The 14,618-nt window shown below is 69.6% G+C and carries 14 protein-coding genes; 7 read left to right on the forward strand and 7 right to left on the reverse strand.

Annotation, left to right across the window (positions count from 1 at the left end):
• Positions 1–31: 31 nt before the first annotated feature.
• Entirely contained in the window at positions 32–946 is a 915-nt protein-coding gene (locus tag ACWPOB_RS09570; RefSeq protein WP_455400651.1) for an SDR family oxidoreductase, read from the reverse strand.
• A 149-nt stretch (positions 947–1,095) separates the two neighbouring features.
• Here ACWPOB_RS09570 and echA20 point away from each other — a divergent pair, with 149 nt between their 5' ends.
• From echA20 to ACWPOB_RS09590, 4 genes are read left to right on the forward strand one after another with little or no spacing between them, the layout of a single operon-like run.
• Complete coding sequence (echA20, locus tag ACWPOB_RS09575; RefSeq protein ID WP_455400652.1) at positions 1,096–1,857, forward strand: (7aS)-7a-methyl-1,5-dioxo-2,3,5,6,7,7a-hexahydro-1H-indene-carboxyl-CoA hydrolase; 762 nt, start codon at positions 1,096–1,098, stop codon at positions 1,855–1,857.
• 19 nt (positions 1,858–1,876) lie between these two features.
• Entirely contained in the window at positions 1,877–2,758 is an 882-nt protein-coding gene (gene ipdA, locus ACWPOB_RS09580) for a cholesterol ring-cleaving hydrolase subunit IpdA (RefSeq protein ID WP_455400653.1), read from the forward strand.
• Positions 2,755–3,531, forward strand: a complete 777-nt coding sequence (ipdB, locus tag ACWPOB_RS09585) for a cholesterol ring-cleaving hydrolase subunit IpdB (RefSeq protein ID WP_455400654.1) — start codon at positions 2,755–2,757, stop codon at positions 3,529–3,531. Before ipdA ends, ipdB begins: the two co-directional genes overlap by 4 nt.
• Positions 3,528–4,628, forward strand: coding sequence for an NAD(P)H-dependent flavin oxidoreductase (locus tag ACWPOB_RS09590; protein WP_455400655.1), 1,101 nt, complete (start codon positions 3,528–3,530; stop codon positions 4,626–4,628). Before ipdB ends, ACWPOB_RS09590 begins: the two co-directional genes overlap by 4 nt.
• Positions 4,629–4,745: 117 nt before the next feature.
• On the opposite strand, the gene ACWPOB_RS09595 is transcribed toward ACWPOB_RS09590, so the two are convergent.
• Positions 4,746–5,690 (reverse strand): alpha/beta hydrolase, encoded by a 945-nt coding sequence (locus ACWPOB_RS09595; RefSeq protein ID WP_455400656.1) that lies wholly within the window; start codon positions 5,688–5,690, stop codon positions 4,746–4,748.
• 31 nt (positions 5,691–5,721) lie between these two features.
• Positions 5,722–7,371 (reverse strand): flavin-containing monooxygenase, encoded by a 1,650-nt coding sequence (locus ACWPOB_RS09600; protein ID WP_455400657.1) that lies wholly within the window; start codon positions 7,369–7,371, stop codon positions 5,722–5,724.
• Positions 7,372–7,551: 180 nt separating this feature from the next.
• Between ACWPOB_RS09600 and ACWPOB_RS09605 the strand changes: the two genes are divergently transcribed.
• Positions 7,552–9,885 (forward strand): ATP-binding protein, encoded by a 2,334-nt coding sequence (locus ACWPOB_RS09605; protein WP_455400658.1) that lies wholly within the window; start codon positions 7,552–7,554, stop codon positions 9,883–9,885.
• Between the two features lie 33 nt (positions 9,886–9,918).
• Here the strand turns inward: ACWPOB_RS09605 and ACWPOB_RS09610 are convergent, their stop codons facing one another.
• Positions 9,919–10,188 carry a DUF2277 family protein gene (locus ACWPOB_RS09610; protein WP_006937792.1) on the reverse strand — a complete coding sequence of 90 codons (270 nt, stop codon included), beginning with the start codon at positions 10,186–10,188 and terminating at the stop codon, positions 9,919–9,921.
• 22 nt (positions 10,189–10,210) lie between these two features.
• Complete coding sequence (locus ACWPOB_RS09615; protein WP_455400659.1) at positions 10,211–10,795, reverse strand: TetR/AcrR family transcriptional regulator; 585 nt, start codon at positions 10,793–10,795, stop codon at positions 10,211–10,213.
• An 89-nt stretch (positions 10,796–10,884) separates the two neighbouring features.
• On the opposite strand from ACWPOB_RS09615, the gene ACWPOB_RS09620 reads away from it, so the two are divergent.
• Together ACWPOB_RS09620 and ACWPOB_RS09625 are read left to right on the forward strand one after the other, a co-directional pair.
• Positions 10,885–12,282, forward strand: coding sequence for a cytochrome P450 (locus tag ACWPOB_RS09620; protein ID WP_455400660.1), 1,398 nt, complete (start codon positions 10,885–10,887; stop codon positions 12,280–12,282).
• A 68-nt stretch (positions 12,283–12,350) separates the two neighbouring features.
• A complete protein-coding gene (locus ACWPOB_RS09625; protein WP_455400661.1) occupies positions 12,351–12,755 on the forward strand; it encodes a hypothetical protein in 405 nt (134 codons plus the stop codon).
• Between the two features lie 66 nt (positions 12,756–12,821).
• On the opposite strand, the gene ACWPOB_RS09630 is transcribed toward ACWPOB_RS09625, so the two are convergent.
• Positions 12,822–13,970 carry an acetyl-CoA C-acetyltransferase gene (locus ACWPOB_RS09630; RefSeq protein WP_100055688.1) on the reverse strand — a complete coding sequence of 383 codons (1,149 nt, stop codon included), beginning with the start codon at positions 13,968–13,970 and terminating at the stop codon, positions 12,822–12,824.
• Positions 13,971–14,004: 34 nt separating this feature from the next.
• A complete protein-coding gene (locus ACWPOB_RS09635; protein ID WP_100055687.1) occupies positions 14,005–14,607 on the reverse strand; it encodes a TetR/AcrR family transcriptional regulator in 603 nt (200 codons plus the stop codon).
• Positions 14,608–14,618: the final 11 nt, after the last annotated feature.

A 14,618-nucleotide genomic window follows, 5' to 3' on the forward strand; every position in this document is an offset into this window, starting at 1 on the left:
CGCCCAAAGGACGCACCGGCAGCTTCGCTGCCTATGCCCCGTAGACGGGGGTGGGGGACTCGCTGCGCGCGATCAGCTTCTCCACCACCGGGCCGAGTTCCTTCGGCTCCCAGCGCTCGCCCTTGTCGATCGCCTCGCCGTGCCGCCAGCCGTCGGCGACGGAGACCCTGCCGCCCTCCACCTCGAACACCCGGCCCGTGACGTCCTTCGACTCGGCGCTGCCGAGCCACACCACCAGCGGTGAGACGTTCTCCGGGGCCATCGCGTCGAAGCCCTCCTCCGGGGCGGCCATCGACTCGGCCATCGCGCCCCCCGCGCCCACGGTCATGCGGGTCCGGGCGGCCGGCGCGATCGCGTTGACGGTGACGCCGTAGCGGGCGAACTCGGCGGCCGCCTGGATCGTGAGGGCCGCGATCCCGGCCTTCGCCGCGGCATAGTTGCCCTGGCCGATGCTGCCCATCAGGCCGGCGCCCGAGCTGGTGTTGACGATCCGCGCGTCGACCGGGTTGCCGGCCTTCGCCTCCCCGCGCCAGTACGCCATCGCGTGCCGCATTGGGGCGAAGTGACCCTTGAGGTGCACCCGGATCACGGCGTCCCACTCCTCCTCGCTCATGTTGGCGAGCATGCGGTCCCGCAGAAATCCCGCATTGTTGACCAGGACGTCGAGCCGTCCGAAGGTGTCCAGGGCCGTCTTCACCAGGTTCTGCGCGCCGGCCCAGTCGGCGACGTCGTCGCCGTTGACGACGGCCTCGCCGCCGGCCGCCCGGATCTCCGCGACGACCTGCTCCGCGGGGCTCTCCCCCGTCGCGGAACCGTCCGCGCCGGCCCCGATGTCGTTGACCACGACCTTCGCGCCCTCGGCTGCGAAGGCCAGCGCGTGGGCCCGCCCGATGCCGCGCCCCGCGCCGGTGACGATCACGACGCGCCCGTTGACCAGTCCACTCACTTGTCTTCTCCTCGAATAGATGTCGTTGTCGGGGAATCCGGGCGACACACTCGCCCCGCCTCCACGATTCCGCTCCCTGGGGTCTGCGCCCCGCATGTGCTAACTTACCAAGCAATCGCTTGGTTTGGTACAGACGTTAGGAACCTGCCATGGGCATCACCTCGACCACCGACGGCGCGGGCATCACCACGGTCACCGTCGACTACCCGCCTGTGAACGCCATCCCCTCCCAGGGCTGGTTCGAACTGGCCGACGCGGTCCTCACCGCAGGCAAGGACCCGGCCACGCACGTGGTGATCCTGCGCGCGGAGGGCCGCGGCTTCAATGCCGGCGTCGACATCAAGGAGATGCAGGCCACCGACGGCCACGGCGCCCTCATCGCCGCCAACCGGGGCTGCGCCGCCGCCTTCGGCGCCGTCTACGACTGCGCCGTCCCCGTCGTGGTCGCCGTGAACGGCTTCTGCGTCGGCGGCGGCATCGGCCTGGTCGGCAACGCCGACGTCATCGTCGCCTCCGACGACGCGGTCTTCGGCCTGCCCGAGGTGGATCGCGGCGCGCTCGGCGCCGCCACGCACCTCGCCCGGCTGGTGCCGCAGCACATGATGCGCACCCTGTACTACACGGCGCAGAACGTCACGGCCCAGCAGCTCGAGCACTTCGGCTCGGTGTACAAGGTCGTCCCGCGCGCCGAACTCGACGCCACCGCCCGCGAGATCGCCGAGAAGATCGCGGCGAAGGACACCCGCGTCATCCGGTGCGCCAAGGAAGCCATCAACGGCATCGACCCGGTGAACGTGAAGCAGAGCTACCGCTTCGAGCAGGGCTTCACCTTCGAACTCAATCTCGCCGGCATCGCGGACGAGCACCGCGACGAGTTCGTCGCCACCGGCAAGCCGCGCGCCAACCACTGACCAGGAGACGAGAAACACCATGCGTGACAAGAGGATGTCGCTCGACGACGTGGTCGGCGAGCTGCGCAGCGGCATGACGATCGGCATCGGGGGCTGGGGGTCGCGGCGCAAGCCGATGGCGCTCGTCCGCGCGATCCTGCGCTCGGATGTGAAGGACCTGACCGTCGTAACCTACGGCGGCCCGGACCTGGGGCTGCTGTGCTCGGCCGGGAAGGTGAAGAAGGCGTACTACGGGTTCGTCTCTCTCGACTCGGCCCCCTTCTACGACCCGTGGTTCGCCAAGGCGCGCACGAACGGGGAGATCGTCGCGCGGGAGATGGACGAGGGCATGGTCAAGTGCGGCCTCGAGGCGGCCGCCGCCCGGTTGCCGTTCCTGCCGATCCGGGCGGGACTCGGTTCCGCCGTCCCGGACTTCTGGGAGGGTGAACTGCGGACCGTCACCTCGCCGTACCCCGACACGTCCGGCACGCCCGAGACGCTGATCGCGATGCCGGCACTGAATCTCGATGCCGCCCTGGTGCATCTGAACATCGGCGACGCGCACGGCAACGCCGCCTACACCGGCGTCGACCCCTACTTCGACGACCTGTACTGCCTGGCGGCGGAGAAGCGGTACGTCTCGGTCGAGCGCATCGTCGAGACCGAGGAACTCGTGAAGTCGGTGCCGCTGCAGTCGATCATCCTCAACCGCATGATGGTCGACGGGGTCGTGGAGGCACCGAACGGCGCCCACTTCACCCTCGCCGGCGACAGCTACGGCCGCGACGAGAAATTCCAGCGCCACTACGCCGAGGCCGCGAAGGACCCGCAGACCTGGCAGGCGTTCGTCGACCGGTTCCTCTCCGGCAGCGAGGACGACTACCAGGCCGCCGTCAAGACTTTCACCGAGGAGCAGGCATGACCGACACGACCACCCCGGCGCCCTCCGGCACGGTGACCCGGGCCGAGTACTGCGCCATCGCATGCGCCGAGATCTTCGCCGGGGCAGGCGAAATCATGGCCAGCCCGATGGCGACGCTGCCGCTGATCGGTGCCCGCCTCGCCCGGCTGACCACCGAACCGGACCTGCTCATCACCGACGGGGAGGCGCTGATCCTCGCGGACACCCCCGCACTCGGCGCGAAGGGCCCGATCGAGGGCTGGATGCCGTTCCGCAAGGTGTTCGACGTCGTCGCCTCCGGCCGCCGCCACGTGGTGATGGGCGCCAACCAGATCGACCGGCACGGCAACCAGAATCTCTCCGCGTTCGGCCCGCTGCAGCACCCCACCCGGCAGATGTTCGGCGTGCGGGGCGCCCCCGGCAACACCCTCAACCACCCGACGAGCTACTGGGTCGGCAAGCACAACACGCGCGCGTTCTGCGACAAGGTCGACATCGTCTCGGGCGTCGGCTACGACAGGGTGGACCCGGCCAACCCGGCCTTCAAGTACCTGCACCTGCACCGGGTGGTCACCAACCTCGGCTCGTTCGACTTCGGCGGTCCCGGCCACACGATGCGGGCACTGGCCCTGCACCCGGGTGTCACCGCCGAGCAGGTCGCCGAGAATACCTCCTTCGAGGTGGCCGGCCTCGACGAGGCCGCAGTCACCCGGGAGCCCACCGCCGAGGAACTGCGCCTGATCCGCGAGGTCCTCGATCCGCGCGGCCTGCGGGATCGGGAGGTGGCGGTATGAGCCCGCGCCTGACGACGGCACTGACCGACCTCGTCGGCATCGAGCACCCGATCGTCCAGACGGGGATGGGCTGGGTGTCCGGCCCGCGCCTGACCGCGGCGACCTCCAACGCGGGCGGACTCGGCATCCTGGCCTCGGCGACGATGACGTACGAGGAACTCGAGGCCGCTGTCGCGAAGACGAAGGCGGCGACGGACAAGCCCTTCGGCGTGAACATCCGGGCCGACGCGTCGGACGCCGCCCAGCGCATCGACCTGCTCATCCGTGAGAACGTCAAGGTCGCGTCCTTCGCCCTCGCGCCCAAGAAGGACCTGATCGCCAAGCTCAAGGACCACGGCATCGTGGTGATCCCGTCCATCGGCGCCGCGAAGCACGCGGTGAAGGTCGCCTCGTGGGGGGCCGACGCGGTGATCGTGCAAGGTGGCGAGGGCGGCGGGCACACCGGGCCGGTGGCCACGACGCTGCTGCTGCCGAGCGTGCTCGACGCCGTCGACATCCCGGTCGTCGCGGCCGGCGGATTCTTCGACGGCCGAGGGCTCGCCGCGGCGCTCGCCTACGGGGCGGCCGGCGTCGCCATGGGCACCCGGTTCCTGCTCACCAGCGACAGCGCCGTGCCCGACTCGGTGAAGCAGGAGTACCTGAGGCGGGGCCTGCAGGACACGACGGTCTCGGTCAAGGTCGACGGCATGCCGCACCGCGTGCTCAACACCGACCTCGTCGACAGCCTCGAACGCGGCAGCTACGCGAAGGGCCTGGTCGCAGCCGCGAGGAACGCGGCCAAGTTCAAGGCCATGACCGGGATGAAGTGGTCGACGCTCGTCAAGGACGGCATCGCGATGAAGCGGGCGAGCGACCGCACCTGGCAGCAGATCATCATGGCGGCCAACACCCCCATGCTGCTCAAGGCCGGGCTCGTCGAGGGCAACACCGACGCCGGTGTGCTGGCCTCCGGGCAGGTCGTCGGCATGCTCGACGACCTGCCGAGTTGCCGGGAGCTGATCGACCGGATCGTCGCCGAGGCCGTGGAGCGGATCGACGCAGTGGCCGCCCTGCGCGGTCAGGCCCAGGCCCCGCGTTCCGCCGCGTCGCACACGTAGGTCTCGAAGGACACGAGCGGCCGGCCCGCTCAGCTCGTACGGTCACCGGTGCAGCCGATCGGTTCGCCCGAGCCTCGCGCCCGGCGGACGACATCGTGTCCGCCGGGCCGAAGGCCGTCAGGCCGCCGACGTGGTGGCGAAGACGCTCTTGACGAAATCGGCGACGGCGGCGCGCAACTCGCGGCTGCGGGGAACCGCGCCGGACATCCAGTACACGCCGTGCACCAACCCGCCGAATCGGACGGTACGGACGTCCACACCCTCGGCGCGCAGCCGATCACCGTACTGTTCGGCCTCGTCGCGGGCGACCTCGTTCTCCGTCGTGAGGATGAGGGCCGGCGGGAGTCCGTCCAAGCGGGCCGCCCGGGCGGGGACGGCATACGGGTTGTCGGCGTCCTCCGGTGCGGAAAGGTACTGCTCCCAGAACCAGTCCAGGGCCGCGGCGGTGATGAGGTAGCCGTCGGCGTAGTCGATTCGGGACGGAAGCTGAGCGTTCGGGTCGATCACCGGGTAGATCAGCACCTGTCCGCGAAGGGCCGGCCCTCCCTGGTCTCGGGAGCGCAGCGCGGTGACGGCCGCCAGATTCCCCCCGGCGCTGTCGCCCATCACCACTATGCTTCCCGGGTCCCCGCCGTGCTCGGCGATGTGCTCGGCGACCCAGTTCAGCGCGGCCCAGGCGTCGTCGGCGGCCGCCGGAAACCGATGTTCGGGGGCTCGGCGGTAGGTGGCGGTCACGACGACCGCTCCCGTCTCGTTCGCGAGCGCTCGGGCGGGTTCGTCGACCACCGCAAGATCACCGGCAACGAACCCACCGCCGTGGAAGTAGAGCACCACCGGGCGCGGACCGACCCCTTCGGGAAGGTAGATCCGCAGCGGAAGCTCGGTGGTGTCGCTGACATAGTGGAGGTCGTCGATCCGGGCGACCGGTTCGGGCGGGGCCTGCAAGCCGGTGAACGTCGACACGACCGCTCGGGCTTCGTCGATAGACAGGTTCTCGAACGATTTCAGTCCTTGCGCCTGCAGTCCTGCGAGCAGTTGCTCGACGTGGTGGTCGAGTGCCATGGCATTTCCTTCCGGGGAATGGACGGTGGGGTCAGGAGACGGCGGTCGCGACCACCGTGCGCGAACTCGTCGTGGCGAAGCCGGTGTAGCCGCCGGCGACGACCTCGGCGCAGGTCTGCCGGTAGGTCGGGGCACCGCCGAGGTAGACCATGCAGGCCCTCGGCTTGCCGGGGATGTTGGCGCCCATGTACCACGAGTTGGTCTGCGGCAGCAGGGTCTGTCCGGCGATCTCGTTGGTCAGGTGCAGCCAGTCGGTCTCGGCCTGCGTGGTCGGCTCGATCACGTCGAGGTCGTGTGCGCGCAGGTAGTCGATCGCGTCGGTGGCGAAGTCGACGTGGTCCTCGATGGCCAGCGGCATGTTGTAGAGCACCGACGGCGACTGCGGCCCGGTGATGGTGAACAGGTTCGGGAACCCGTGGATCATGATGCCGAGGTAGGTCCGCGGCCCGTAGGCCCATTTCTCGGCCAGCGTCTGTCCGCCGCGACCGCGGATGTCCATCGCCAGCAGCGGCCCGGTCATGGCGTCGAAGCCGGTGGCCAGCACGATGGTGTCCACCTCGTACGTGCGCTCTCCCACCCGGACCCCGGTGGCGGTGATCTCGTCGATCGGAGTGTCCTTCACATCGACGATGTGCACGCTCTCGCGGTTGTAGGCCTCGTAGTAGTTCGTCTCGAGCGGGGGACGCTTGGTGCCGTAGGCGTAGCCCTCGGGTGCGAGCTTGTCGGCCTTGGCCGGGTCCTGCACCCGCTCGCGGATGCGTTCGCGGATGTACTCGGCGATGGTGTCGTTGGCCTTCTTGTCGAACAGGATGTCCTGGAAGCTGTCGATGAACAGCCGGAACCCGCCGGCGTTCCAGCGCTCGTCGAACACCCGGCGGCGCTCCTGCGCGTCGACGGCCAGCGCCGAGGGCCGGACCTGGTCGAACGGGACGCCGAGGAAGTGGTTGCGGGCTGCGTCGCGCAGACTCCGGTAGTTCTGCTTGGCCTCGGTCTCCACCTCCGGGTCGAGCGGCCCGTTGCCCAGCGGGGTGGCGAAGTTGGGGGTGCGCTGGAAGACGATCAGCTCCGCCGCCTCCTCGGCGATCAGGGGGATCGCCTGGATGCCGCTGGCACCGGCGCCGATGACCGCGACGCGCTTGCCGGCGAAGTCCACGCCCTCGTGCGGCCAGTTGCCGGTGAGCAGGACCTCGCCGCGGAAGTTCTCGATGCCGCCGAACTCGGGGGTCTTGGGGACCGAGAGGTTGCCGGCGCCGGAGATGAAGTACCGGCTGCGCACGCTGCGGCCGTCGTCGGTGTGCACTGTCCACATCGAGTTCTCGTCGTCCCAGTGCACCCCGATCACCCGGGTGTCGAAGGTGATCCCCCTGCGCAGGTCGAAGCGGTCGGCGACGTGCTCCAGGTACCGCAGGATCTCCGGCTGGCCGGCGAACTTCTCGCTCCACCGCCACTCCTGCTGGAGCTCGTCGTCGAAGGAGTAGGAGTAGTGGATGCTCTCGATGTCGCAGCGAGCGCCCGGGTACCGGTTCCAGTACCAGGTGCCGCCCACGTCGGCGCCGGCCTCGAACACCCGCACCGACAGGTTCATCTTGTCGCGCAGCTTGTGCAGGGCGTACAGGCCGGCGAAGCCGGCTCCCACGACGACGACGTCGACGTCGGGAGCGGAGAAATCGGTTTCGGTCATGGTGCGGGCTCCTCACGATCAAAGGGATTCGGCCCCGTCTGGGGCGCTTCGATGCCTGACCACGACAATGACCCGCGTCACATCACCCCCACGCGGGGGAAATCACCCCTTTCGATACCTGTGTTGGGCGTCACACCGCATTCGGGTATGTTCTGACCACTATCTCTGGGAAGCGTGAAGATGGAGTCCCCCCTGCCCCGCACCAAAGGACTGACCCCCTCGCTGACCAGCTTCGTCGGTCGTCGCCGGGAGATCGACGAGGCTCGGGCCCGCCTGCAACAGGCCCGGCTCCTGTCGTTGCTCGGTCCGGGCGGGGTCGGCAAGACCCGGCTGGCGGAGGAGATCGCCCTCCGCTCCGCCCGCGCCTTCCGCGACGCCTTCTGCTGGATCGACCTCGCCGTGGTCCGCGATCCCGAGGCGCTCCCGTCGGCCGCGGCCGCGGCGCTCGGCGTCACCGACCAGTCCACCCGTCCCGTGCGGGACAAGATCCTCGATCATCTGCGGGACCGCCACATGCTGATCGTGGTCGACAACTGTGAGCACCTGCTCGACGCGGCGGCCGCGTTCGTCACCACGGTCCTCACCGGCGCACCCGAGGTGCGCGTGCTGGCGACGAGCCGGGAACCGCTCGGCGTCGGCGGCGAATTCACCTACGTGCTACCGCCGCTGAGCACCCCGACGGAATCGACCGGCAACCGCGCCGCCGACCTGGCTCTGTTCGAATCGGTCACGCTTCTCGTCGAGCGCACCCAGAGTGTGGTCGCCGAATTCCGGATGACCGACGCCAACGCCGACGCCGTCGCCCAGCTGTGCATCCAGCTCGACGGCATCCCCCTGGCCATCGAACTCGCCGCGACCCGGTTGCGGACCCTGTCCCCCGCCCAGCTCGTCGAACGGCTCGACCGGCGCTTCGCCCTGCTCACCGGCGGCAACCGCGCGGCCGTGCCCCGGCAGCAGACGCTCCGGGCGCTGATCGACTGGAGCTACGAACTGTGCTCCGCACCGGAGCGCACGCTGTGGGCGCGGCTGTCGGTCTTTCCCGGCAGCTTCGACCTCCAAGCCGCCGAGTCGATCTGCGGGGGCGAGGACCTTCCACCGGAACAGGTGATGGATCTACTCGACGGCTTGGTGTCGAAATCGCTTGTCACGGTCGATCGTTCGGCAGAGAACTTCCGCTACTCGCAGCTGATGACCGTACGCGAGTACGGGCACGAACTGCTCGACGCCGGTGGGCAAAGGAACGATCTGTACCGACGGCACCGAGACCACTACCTCGAGCGGGCGCAACATTACGCGGCGGACTGGTACGGGCCGAGACAATCGGAATTGTTGTCGCAGTGGCGGATCGACCATCCGAACTTCATGGCTGCGCTCGACTGGTCGCTACGGGACGACAGCGACCTGCCGGACGCGGCCGCCCTCGCCGTGGCGCTGCGGTATCACTGGATCGCAGGAGGCAACCTCTCCAACGGCCGCACCCGACTCGAGCGACTTCTGCAACGACTGCCCCGGTCCACTCGCGACCGGGGCAACGTCCTGTGGGTGACCGCGTGGACGGCCTTGATCCAGGGGGACCGGGAGGGAGCCGCACTTCATCTTGCCGAATGCGGATCCATCGCAGCCGAACTGGAAGATGCCGAGTTGCAGGCGCACCACGACCACTGGGCCGCCCTGCACGCCTTGTTCTGCGGACGAACCACGGACGCGATCGATCTCTACGACGCGGCGATCGCCGTTCATCGCACCCGAGGCGACCGCGCAGCAACACTCACCGCCTTGTTCCAACTGGCCATGGCCCAGACCTACGACGGCCGGCTCGACGACGCACTCGCCACGTGTACACACGTGATCCACGTGGCAGACGAACACGGCGAGCAGTGGAACAAGGCGTACGCCCTGTGGGTTTCGAGCCTGGCCTACTTCCACCTCGGCCGGATCGACGACGCCGTCGACGCTGCGGAACAGGCTCTGCACATCCAGCGCGACTTCAAGGACAAGATCTGCACCGCCCTGTCGATCGAACTTCTCGCATGGGCGGCGGAAGCCGTCGGTCACACCGAGCGGTCTGCCGCGCTCTTCGGCGCGGCCAAGGCCGTGTGGCAGCGACTCGGCACGTCCGTCGCCGCCTTCGGTCCCCATATCACGGGTGATTCGGCGCACTGGGAACAGCGGGTCCGACAGTCGCTCGGAACGAAGAAGTACGCGCGCCTGTCGACACCGCCGGCACACCCGACCATCGAGCAGGCAGTCGACACGGCTCTCGGGACGCCTGCGGACGGATCGGCGACCGCGTCACCCAGCGCTTCCCCGTTGACCCGCAGGGAAGAGGAGGTGGCCGAACTCGTCGCCCGGGGCCTCAGCAACCGGGAGATCGCGGATCAGCTCGTGATCTCGCACCGGACGGTCGACGGGCACGTCGAACACATCCTGGACAAACTGGGCGTCGGATCCCGCACCCAGGTGGTCGCCTGGGTGCACGCCCGCGCCGCGGGAACGGCACACGCGCCCGGCTGACAGCCGCCGCGACACTCGGAGGTGCGACGTCGTTCAGCCGCGCGCCGCAATCCGTGCCTGCACCTCCGGCCGGCGCAGCGGCGGCACCGTCGGCGGCGGCTGCCGGCGCGGCGGGAGCCGGTCGAGCAGTCGCATGGTGACGGCCGTGACCTCGGCGACGGCCTCCTCGAACGGTTCGCGGGTGGCGTCGGACAGTTTGTGGACGCCGCTGACCTTGCGCACGTACTGGCGGGCGGCGGCCTCGATCTCCTCGGCGGTCGCTGCCGGCTCGAGCCCGCGCAGCTCCGTGATGTTCCGGCACATGGACCGAGGGTAACCCGGGTCCTCAGCCGAGGCGACCGCCGAGCATGCCGCGCAGCGCATTCAGGCACAGCTCCCGCAGCTGCGTCCCGGTGACGGTGGGGTGATCGTGCCAGTCGACGCACACGCTGCGCACGAGGGCGATCCATCCCTGCACGGCCACCGCGACGAGTTCGCGTTCGTCGTCGAGCGGGGCGAGCGCGTCGAGGATGCGTTCCTGCTGAACGCCGAGCTCGGCGTCGACGATCGCGCGGATACCGGCGTCGGCGGAGTCCGCGGCCCTGTTGACCGCCGCGACGCCCTGCCGGTGCGACGCGACGTAGTCGAGGTAGGCGTCGAGGCCCGCGGTGATCCGCTCGGCGACGGTGAGCTGCGGATCCGGTTCGGTGACGGCGAGCAGCCGGTCGGACTCACGCTGGACGACCGCCGCCATGAAGTCTCGTTTGGTCGGGAAGTAGTGGTACATCAGGCCGCGCGAGACCCCGGCGAGTTCGGCGACCTCCTCGATCCACACGTCCTCGTAGGCACGCTCGGCGAACAGGCGCGCGCCGATGTCGAGCAGCTGCGCGCGGCGCTGCTCGGGATCGAGTCGTCGGCGGGGTTGGGCCACGGACTCAATCTAGTTCTTGACACGCGTCCGCCCCGGCGTAGCGTGACTACTATACATGGATTCAATAGCTGGGGGGTCGGAGCATGGTCATGGCCACGTCGCGGGTGTTCGACACGGAAATTCCGCGCCCGCCGAAACGTCTCCCCCTCGTCGGCGACGTCCTGGGCATGTCGCTCGAGACCCCGGTGCAGAACTCGATGGCAATCCACAAGGCCCTCGGCCCGGTGTTCGAGCGCACGGCCTTCGGCCGCCGCTTCGTGTTCGTCTGCTCCGGCGAGCTCACGGCCGAGCTGTCCGACGAGAAACGCTTCGCCAAGCACCTCGCGCCGGGCGTGGAGGCCCTGCGCGCGATCGGCGGCGACGGGCTGTTCACCGCCTTCAACGAGGAACCGAACTGGCGCCGCGCGCACGAGCTGCTGATGCCCGCATTCACCCAGCAGGCGATGCGCCGGTACCACGCCACGATGCTCGACGTCACCGCCCAGCTCGTCGCGCACTGGGACCGTACGGCGCACGGCGGCGGCGACGTGGACATCGCCGCGGACATGACGAAGCTGACGCTGGAGACCATCGGCCGCACCGGCTTCAGCTACTCGTTCGAACCGTTCGAGCGTGCGGAGCGGCACCCGTTCGTCGAGGCGATGGTCGGTGGACTGTCGTTCTCGCAGCGCAGCATGCTGCGCACCGTGCCGGTCGTCGGGCGCTTCCTCTTCCCCGCCGCCAAGCGGCAGTACGACGCCGACCGGGCGCACATGCGCGACGTCGTCGACGCGGTGATCCACAGCAGGCGCGACGCCCCCGGCCCCGCCCCCGACGACCTGCTCAAGCTGATGCTGCGGGCGGCACGGGAGGACGATCCCAACAAGCTCGACGAGATCAACATCCGCAACCAGGTGCTCACCTTCCTCGTCGCCGGTCACGAAACAACTTCGGGCGCATTGTCGTTCGCTCTCTACTACCTGATGCGCGACCCACGGGCCTACGCGCGGGCGCGGGCGGAGGTCGAGGAGATCTGGGGCGACGGCGAGCCCGCATTCGAGCGGATCGCCAAGCTGCGCTACGTCCGCCGGGTGCTCGACGAGGCGCTGCGCCTGTGGCCGACCGCGCCCGCGTACGCGCGGGAGGCGAGGGTGGATACCACCCTCGCCGGCCGGTACCGGATGCGTGCCGGCGACTGGGTGCTCGTGCTGCTGCCCGCGGTGCACCGCGACCGGGCGGTCTGGGGCGACGACGCCGACGAGTTCGACCCCGACCGCTTCCTGCCCGAACGGGTCCGGGCCCGGCCCGCGCACGTGTACAAACCGTTCGGCACCGGCGAACGCGCTTGCATAGGAAGGCAGTTCGCGCTGCACGAGGCCACGCTCGTGCTGGGAACCCTGTTGCGCCGCTACGACCTGGCGATGGACCCCGCCTACCGGCTGAAGGTGGCCGAACGGCTCACCCTCATGCCGGAGGGACTACACGCCCGGGTGTCCTTCCGGTCCTGAGCCGGCGCCCACCCGTGTCGTAGGCTGAGCCGGGCGGGTGGGAGAGGCCCGCACGGGAGGGAGAAATCATGAGATTCGGTTCCGCAGGCGCCACGGCGGCGGTGCTGTCCACCATCGTTGCGGCCCTGGTCGTCCCGGCGACGGCGCAGGCGGCGCCCACCGCCGACGTCGTCGCGGGCCGGGAGCGGGTGAAGGTGACGGTGCACGGTGTGCCCGTCCATCCGGAGAGCTGCCGCGTCGATCCCGATGCGGACGGCCACACCCGCAGCCTGCCCGTCGAACCGTCCGGTTCGATGGTCGCCCACGGCGTCGCACCCGGACCGCGGCGCGTGCTCGTCTGGTGCCCGGACGGGGGCATCGTCTACCAGCAGATCGTCCACGTCCTGCCCGCCGATCCGCTCGCCGACCTCGCCGACCACGCGTTCCGCACCGCCGGCAGCAGCGACCGGGTCACCGATCCGACCCTGCGCTGACGCGCCGGTGTGTCTCTTGGGCTGCCCTGACAACCCAAGAGACACACCGGCGGCGCAGCCGCCTGTCTACACCCGCTCGATGATCGTCACGTTCGCGGTGCCGCCGCCCTCGCAGATCGTGAGCAGGCCGTAGCGACCCTCGCGGCGCTCGAGCTCGTTCAGCAGAGTCGCGATCAGCTTGGTGCCGGTGGCGCCGAGCGGGTGGCCCAGCGCGATGGCGCCGCCGTTGACGTTGACCTTGGCCGGGTCGGCGCCGATCTCCTTGATCCAGGCCAGCACGACGGGGGCGAAGGCCTCGTTGATCTCGATCAGGTCGATGTCGTCGATGCTCAGGCCGGTCTTCGCCAGCGCGTGCTGCGTCGCCGGGATGGGCGCGCTGAGCATGAAGATCGGGTCGTCGCCGCGGGCGCTGAGGTGGTGGATCCGGGCGCGGGGCTTCAGGCCGTACTTGCGCACGGCCTCGTCGGAGGCGAGCAGTACCGCCGAGGCACCGTCGGAGATCTGGCTGGCGACGGCGGCGGTAAGCCGGCCGCCCTCGACGAGCGTCGCGAGAGACGCCATCTTCTCGAGGCTCGTCTCGCGGGGCCCCTCGTCGACGGTGGCGTCGCCGAGCGGAACGATCTCGCCCTCGAACCGGCCCTCGGCGATGGCCGCCTTGGCCCGCTCATGGCTCTGCAACGCCCAGCGCTCGAGGTCCTCGCGGCTGAGATCCCACTTGTCGGCGATCATCTCGGCGCCGCGGAACTGCGAGACCTCCTGGTCGCCGTAGCGCTCGGTCCAGCCGGTCGAACCGCCGAACGGGGTGTCGAAGCCGTACTGCTGCCCGACGATCATGGCCGCGGAGATCGGGATCTGCGACATGTTCTGCACGCCGCCGGCGACGATGAGGTCGGCGGTGCCGGACAGGATGGCCTGCGCACCGAAATGCAGGGCCTGCTGGCTCGACCCGCACTGCCGGTCGACGGTGACGCCGGGAACGTGCTGCGGGTAGCCGGCGGCGAGCCACGCGGTGCGGGCGATGTTGCCGGCCTGGCCGCCGATGGCGTCGACGCAGCCGAAGACGACGTCGTCGACGTCGCTGGGGTCGATGCCGGTGCGGTCGACGATCGCCTTGATCACGTGCGCGCCCAGGTCTGCGGGGTGGACGGCGGACAGGCCGCCGTTCTTCCTGCCGATCGGGGTGCGTACCGCGTCGACGATGTATGCCTCGGTCATGAGGGACTCCTAGTCGGTTCCGGGGAAGGTCGGTTCAGGGATTGGCAAGTCCGTCGAGCACGATGGACAGGTACTGCTGCGCCACCTTGTCGGCGGTGAGGGTGCCGCCGGGCCGGTACCAGCGCACGGCCACCCACACGGTGTCGCGCAGGAACCGGAAGACGAGTTCGACGTCGACGTCCGGCCGGAAGGTGCCGTCGGCGATGCCGCGCTCGATCACCCCCACCCACAGGTCGCGGAATTCGGTGTTGAGGTCGGAGATGTAGGAGAACCGCTCGTTCTCCACGAGCCGCTTGGCCTCGTCCTGGTAGATCGCGACCGCGGCGTGCGACTTGTCGATCGATTCGTACGACGCGGTGATGAGCGCCTCGAGGGTGGCGCGGGAGTCCGCCCCCGAGGCGACGATCTCGCGGTAGCGGCCGAACAGGTCGTCGAGGAATCCCCGCAGGATCTCGTCGACCATCGACTCCTTGGAGTCGAAGTGGTGGTAGAGACTGCCCGACAGGATGCCCGCGGCGTCGGCGATGTCGCGCACGGTGGTGGCACGCACCCCGCGCGAGGCGAACAGCTCCGCGGCGATGTCGAGCAACTCGGCGCGACGCCCGGACTTGGCAGCATCGTCTCTGGGAGGAGTCATGGAGGCATCCT

Source organism: Rhodococcus sp. 2H158, assembly GCF_053764755.1.

Coding starts and splice junctions, on each gene's coding strand:
- echA20 (WP_455400652.1), top strand. CDS start 1,096: ATGGGCATCACCTCGACCACCGACGGCGCGGGCATCACCACGGTCACC.
- ipdA (WP_455400653.1), top strand. CDS start 1,877: ATGCGTGACAAGAGGATGTCGCTCGACGACGTGGTCGGCGAGCTGCGC.
- ipdB (WP_455400654.1), top strand. CDS start 2,755: ATGACCGACACGACCACCCCGGCGCCCTCCGGCACGGTGACCCGGGCC.
- ACWPOB_RS09590 (WP_455400655.1), top strand. CDS start 3,528: ATGAGCCCGCGCCTGACGACGGCACTGACCGACCTCGTCGGCATCGAG.
- ACWPOB_RS09595 (WP_455400656.1), bottom strand. CDS start 5,690: ATGGCACTCGACCACCACGTCGAGCAACTGCTCGCAGGACTGCAGGCG.
- ACWPOB_RS09600 (WP_455400657.1), bottom strand. CDS start 7,371: ATGACCGAAACCGATTTCTCCGCTCCCGACGTCGACGTCGTCGTCGTG.
- ACWPOB_RS09605 (WP_455400658.1), top strand. CDS start 7,552: ATGGAGTCCCCCCTGCCCCGCACCAAAGGACTGACCCCCTCGCTGACC.
- ACWPOB_RS09610 (WP_006937792.1), bottom strand. CDS start 10,188: ATGTGCCGGAACATCACGGAGCTGCGCGGGCTCGAGCCGGCAGCGACC.
- ACWPOB_RS09620 (WP_455400660.1), top strand. CDS start 10,885: ATGGCCACGTCGCGGGTGTTCGACACGGAAATTCCGCGCCCGCCGAAA.
- ACWPOB_RS09625 (WP_455400661.1), top strand. CDS start 12,351: ATGAGATTCGGTTCCGCAGGCGCCACGGCGGCGGTGCTGTCCACCATC.
- ACWPOB_RS09630 (WP_100055688.1), bottom strand. CDS start 13,970: ATGACCGAGGCATACATCGTCGACGCGGTACGCACCCCGATCGGCAGG.
- ACWPOB_RS09635 (WP_100055687.1), bottom strand. CDS start 14,607: ATGACTCCTCCCAGAGACGATGCTGCCAAGTCCGGGCGTCGCGCCGAG.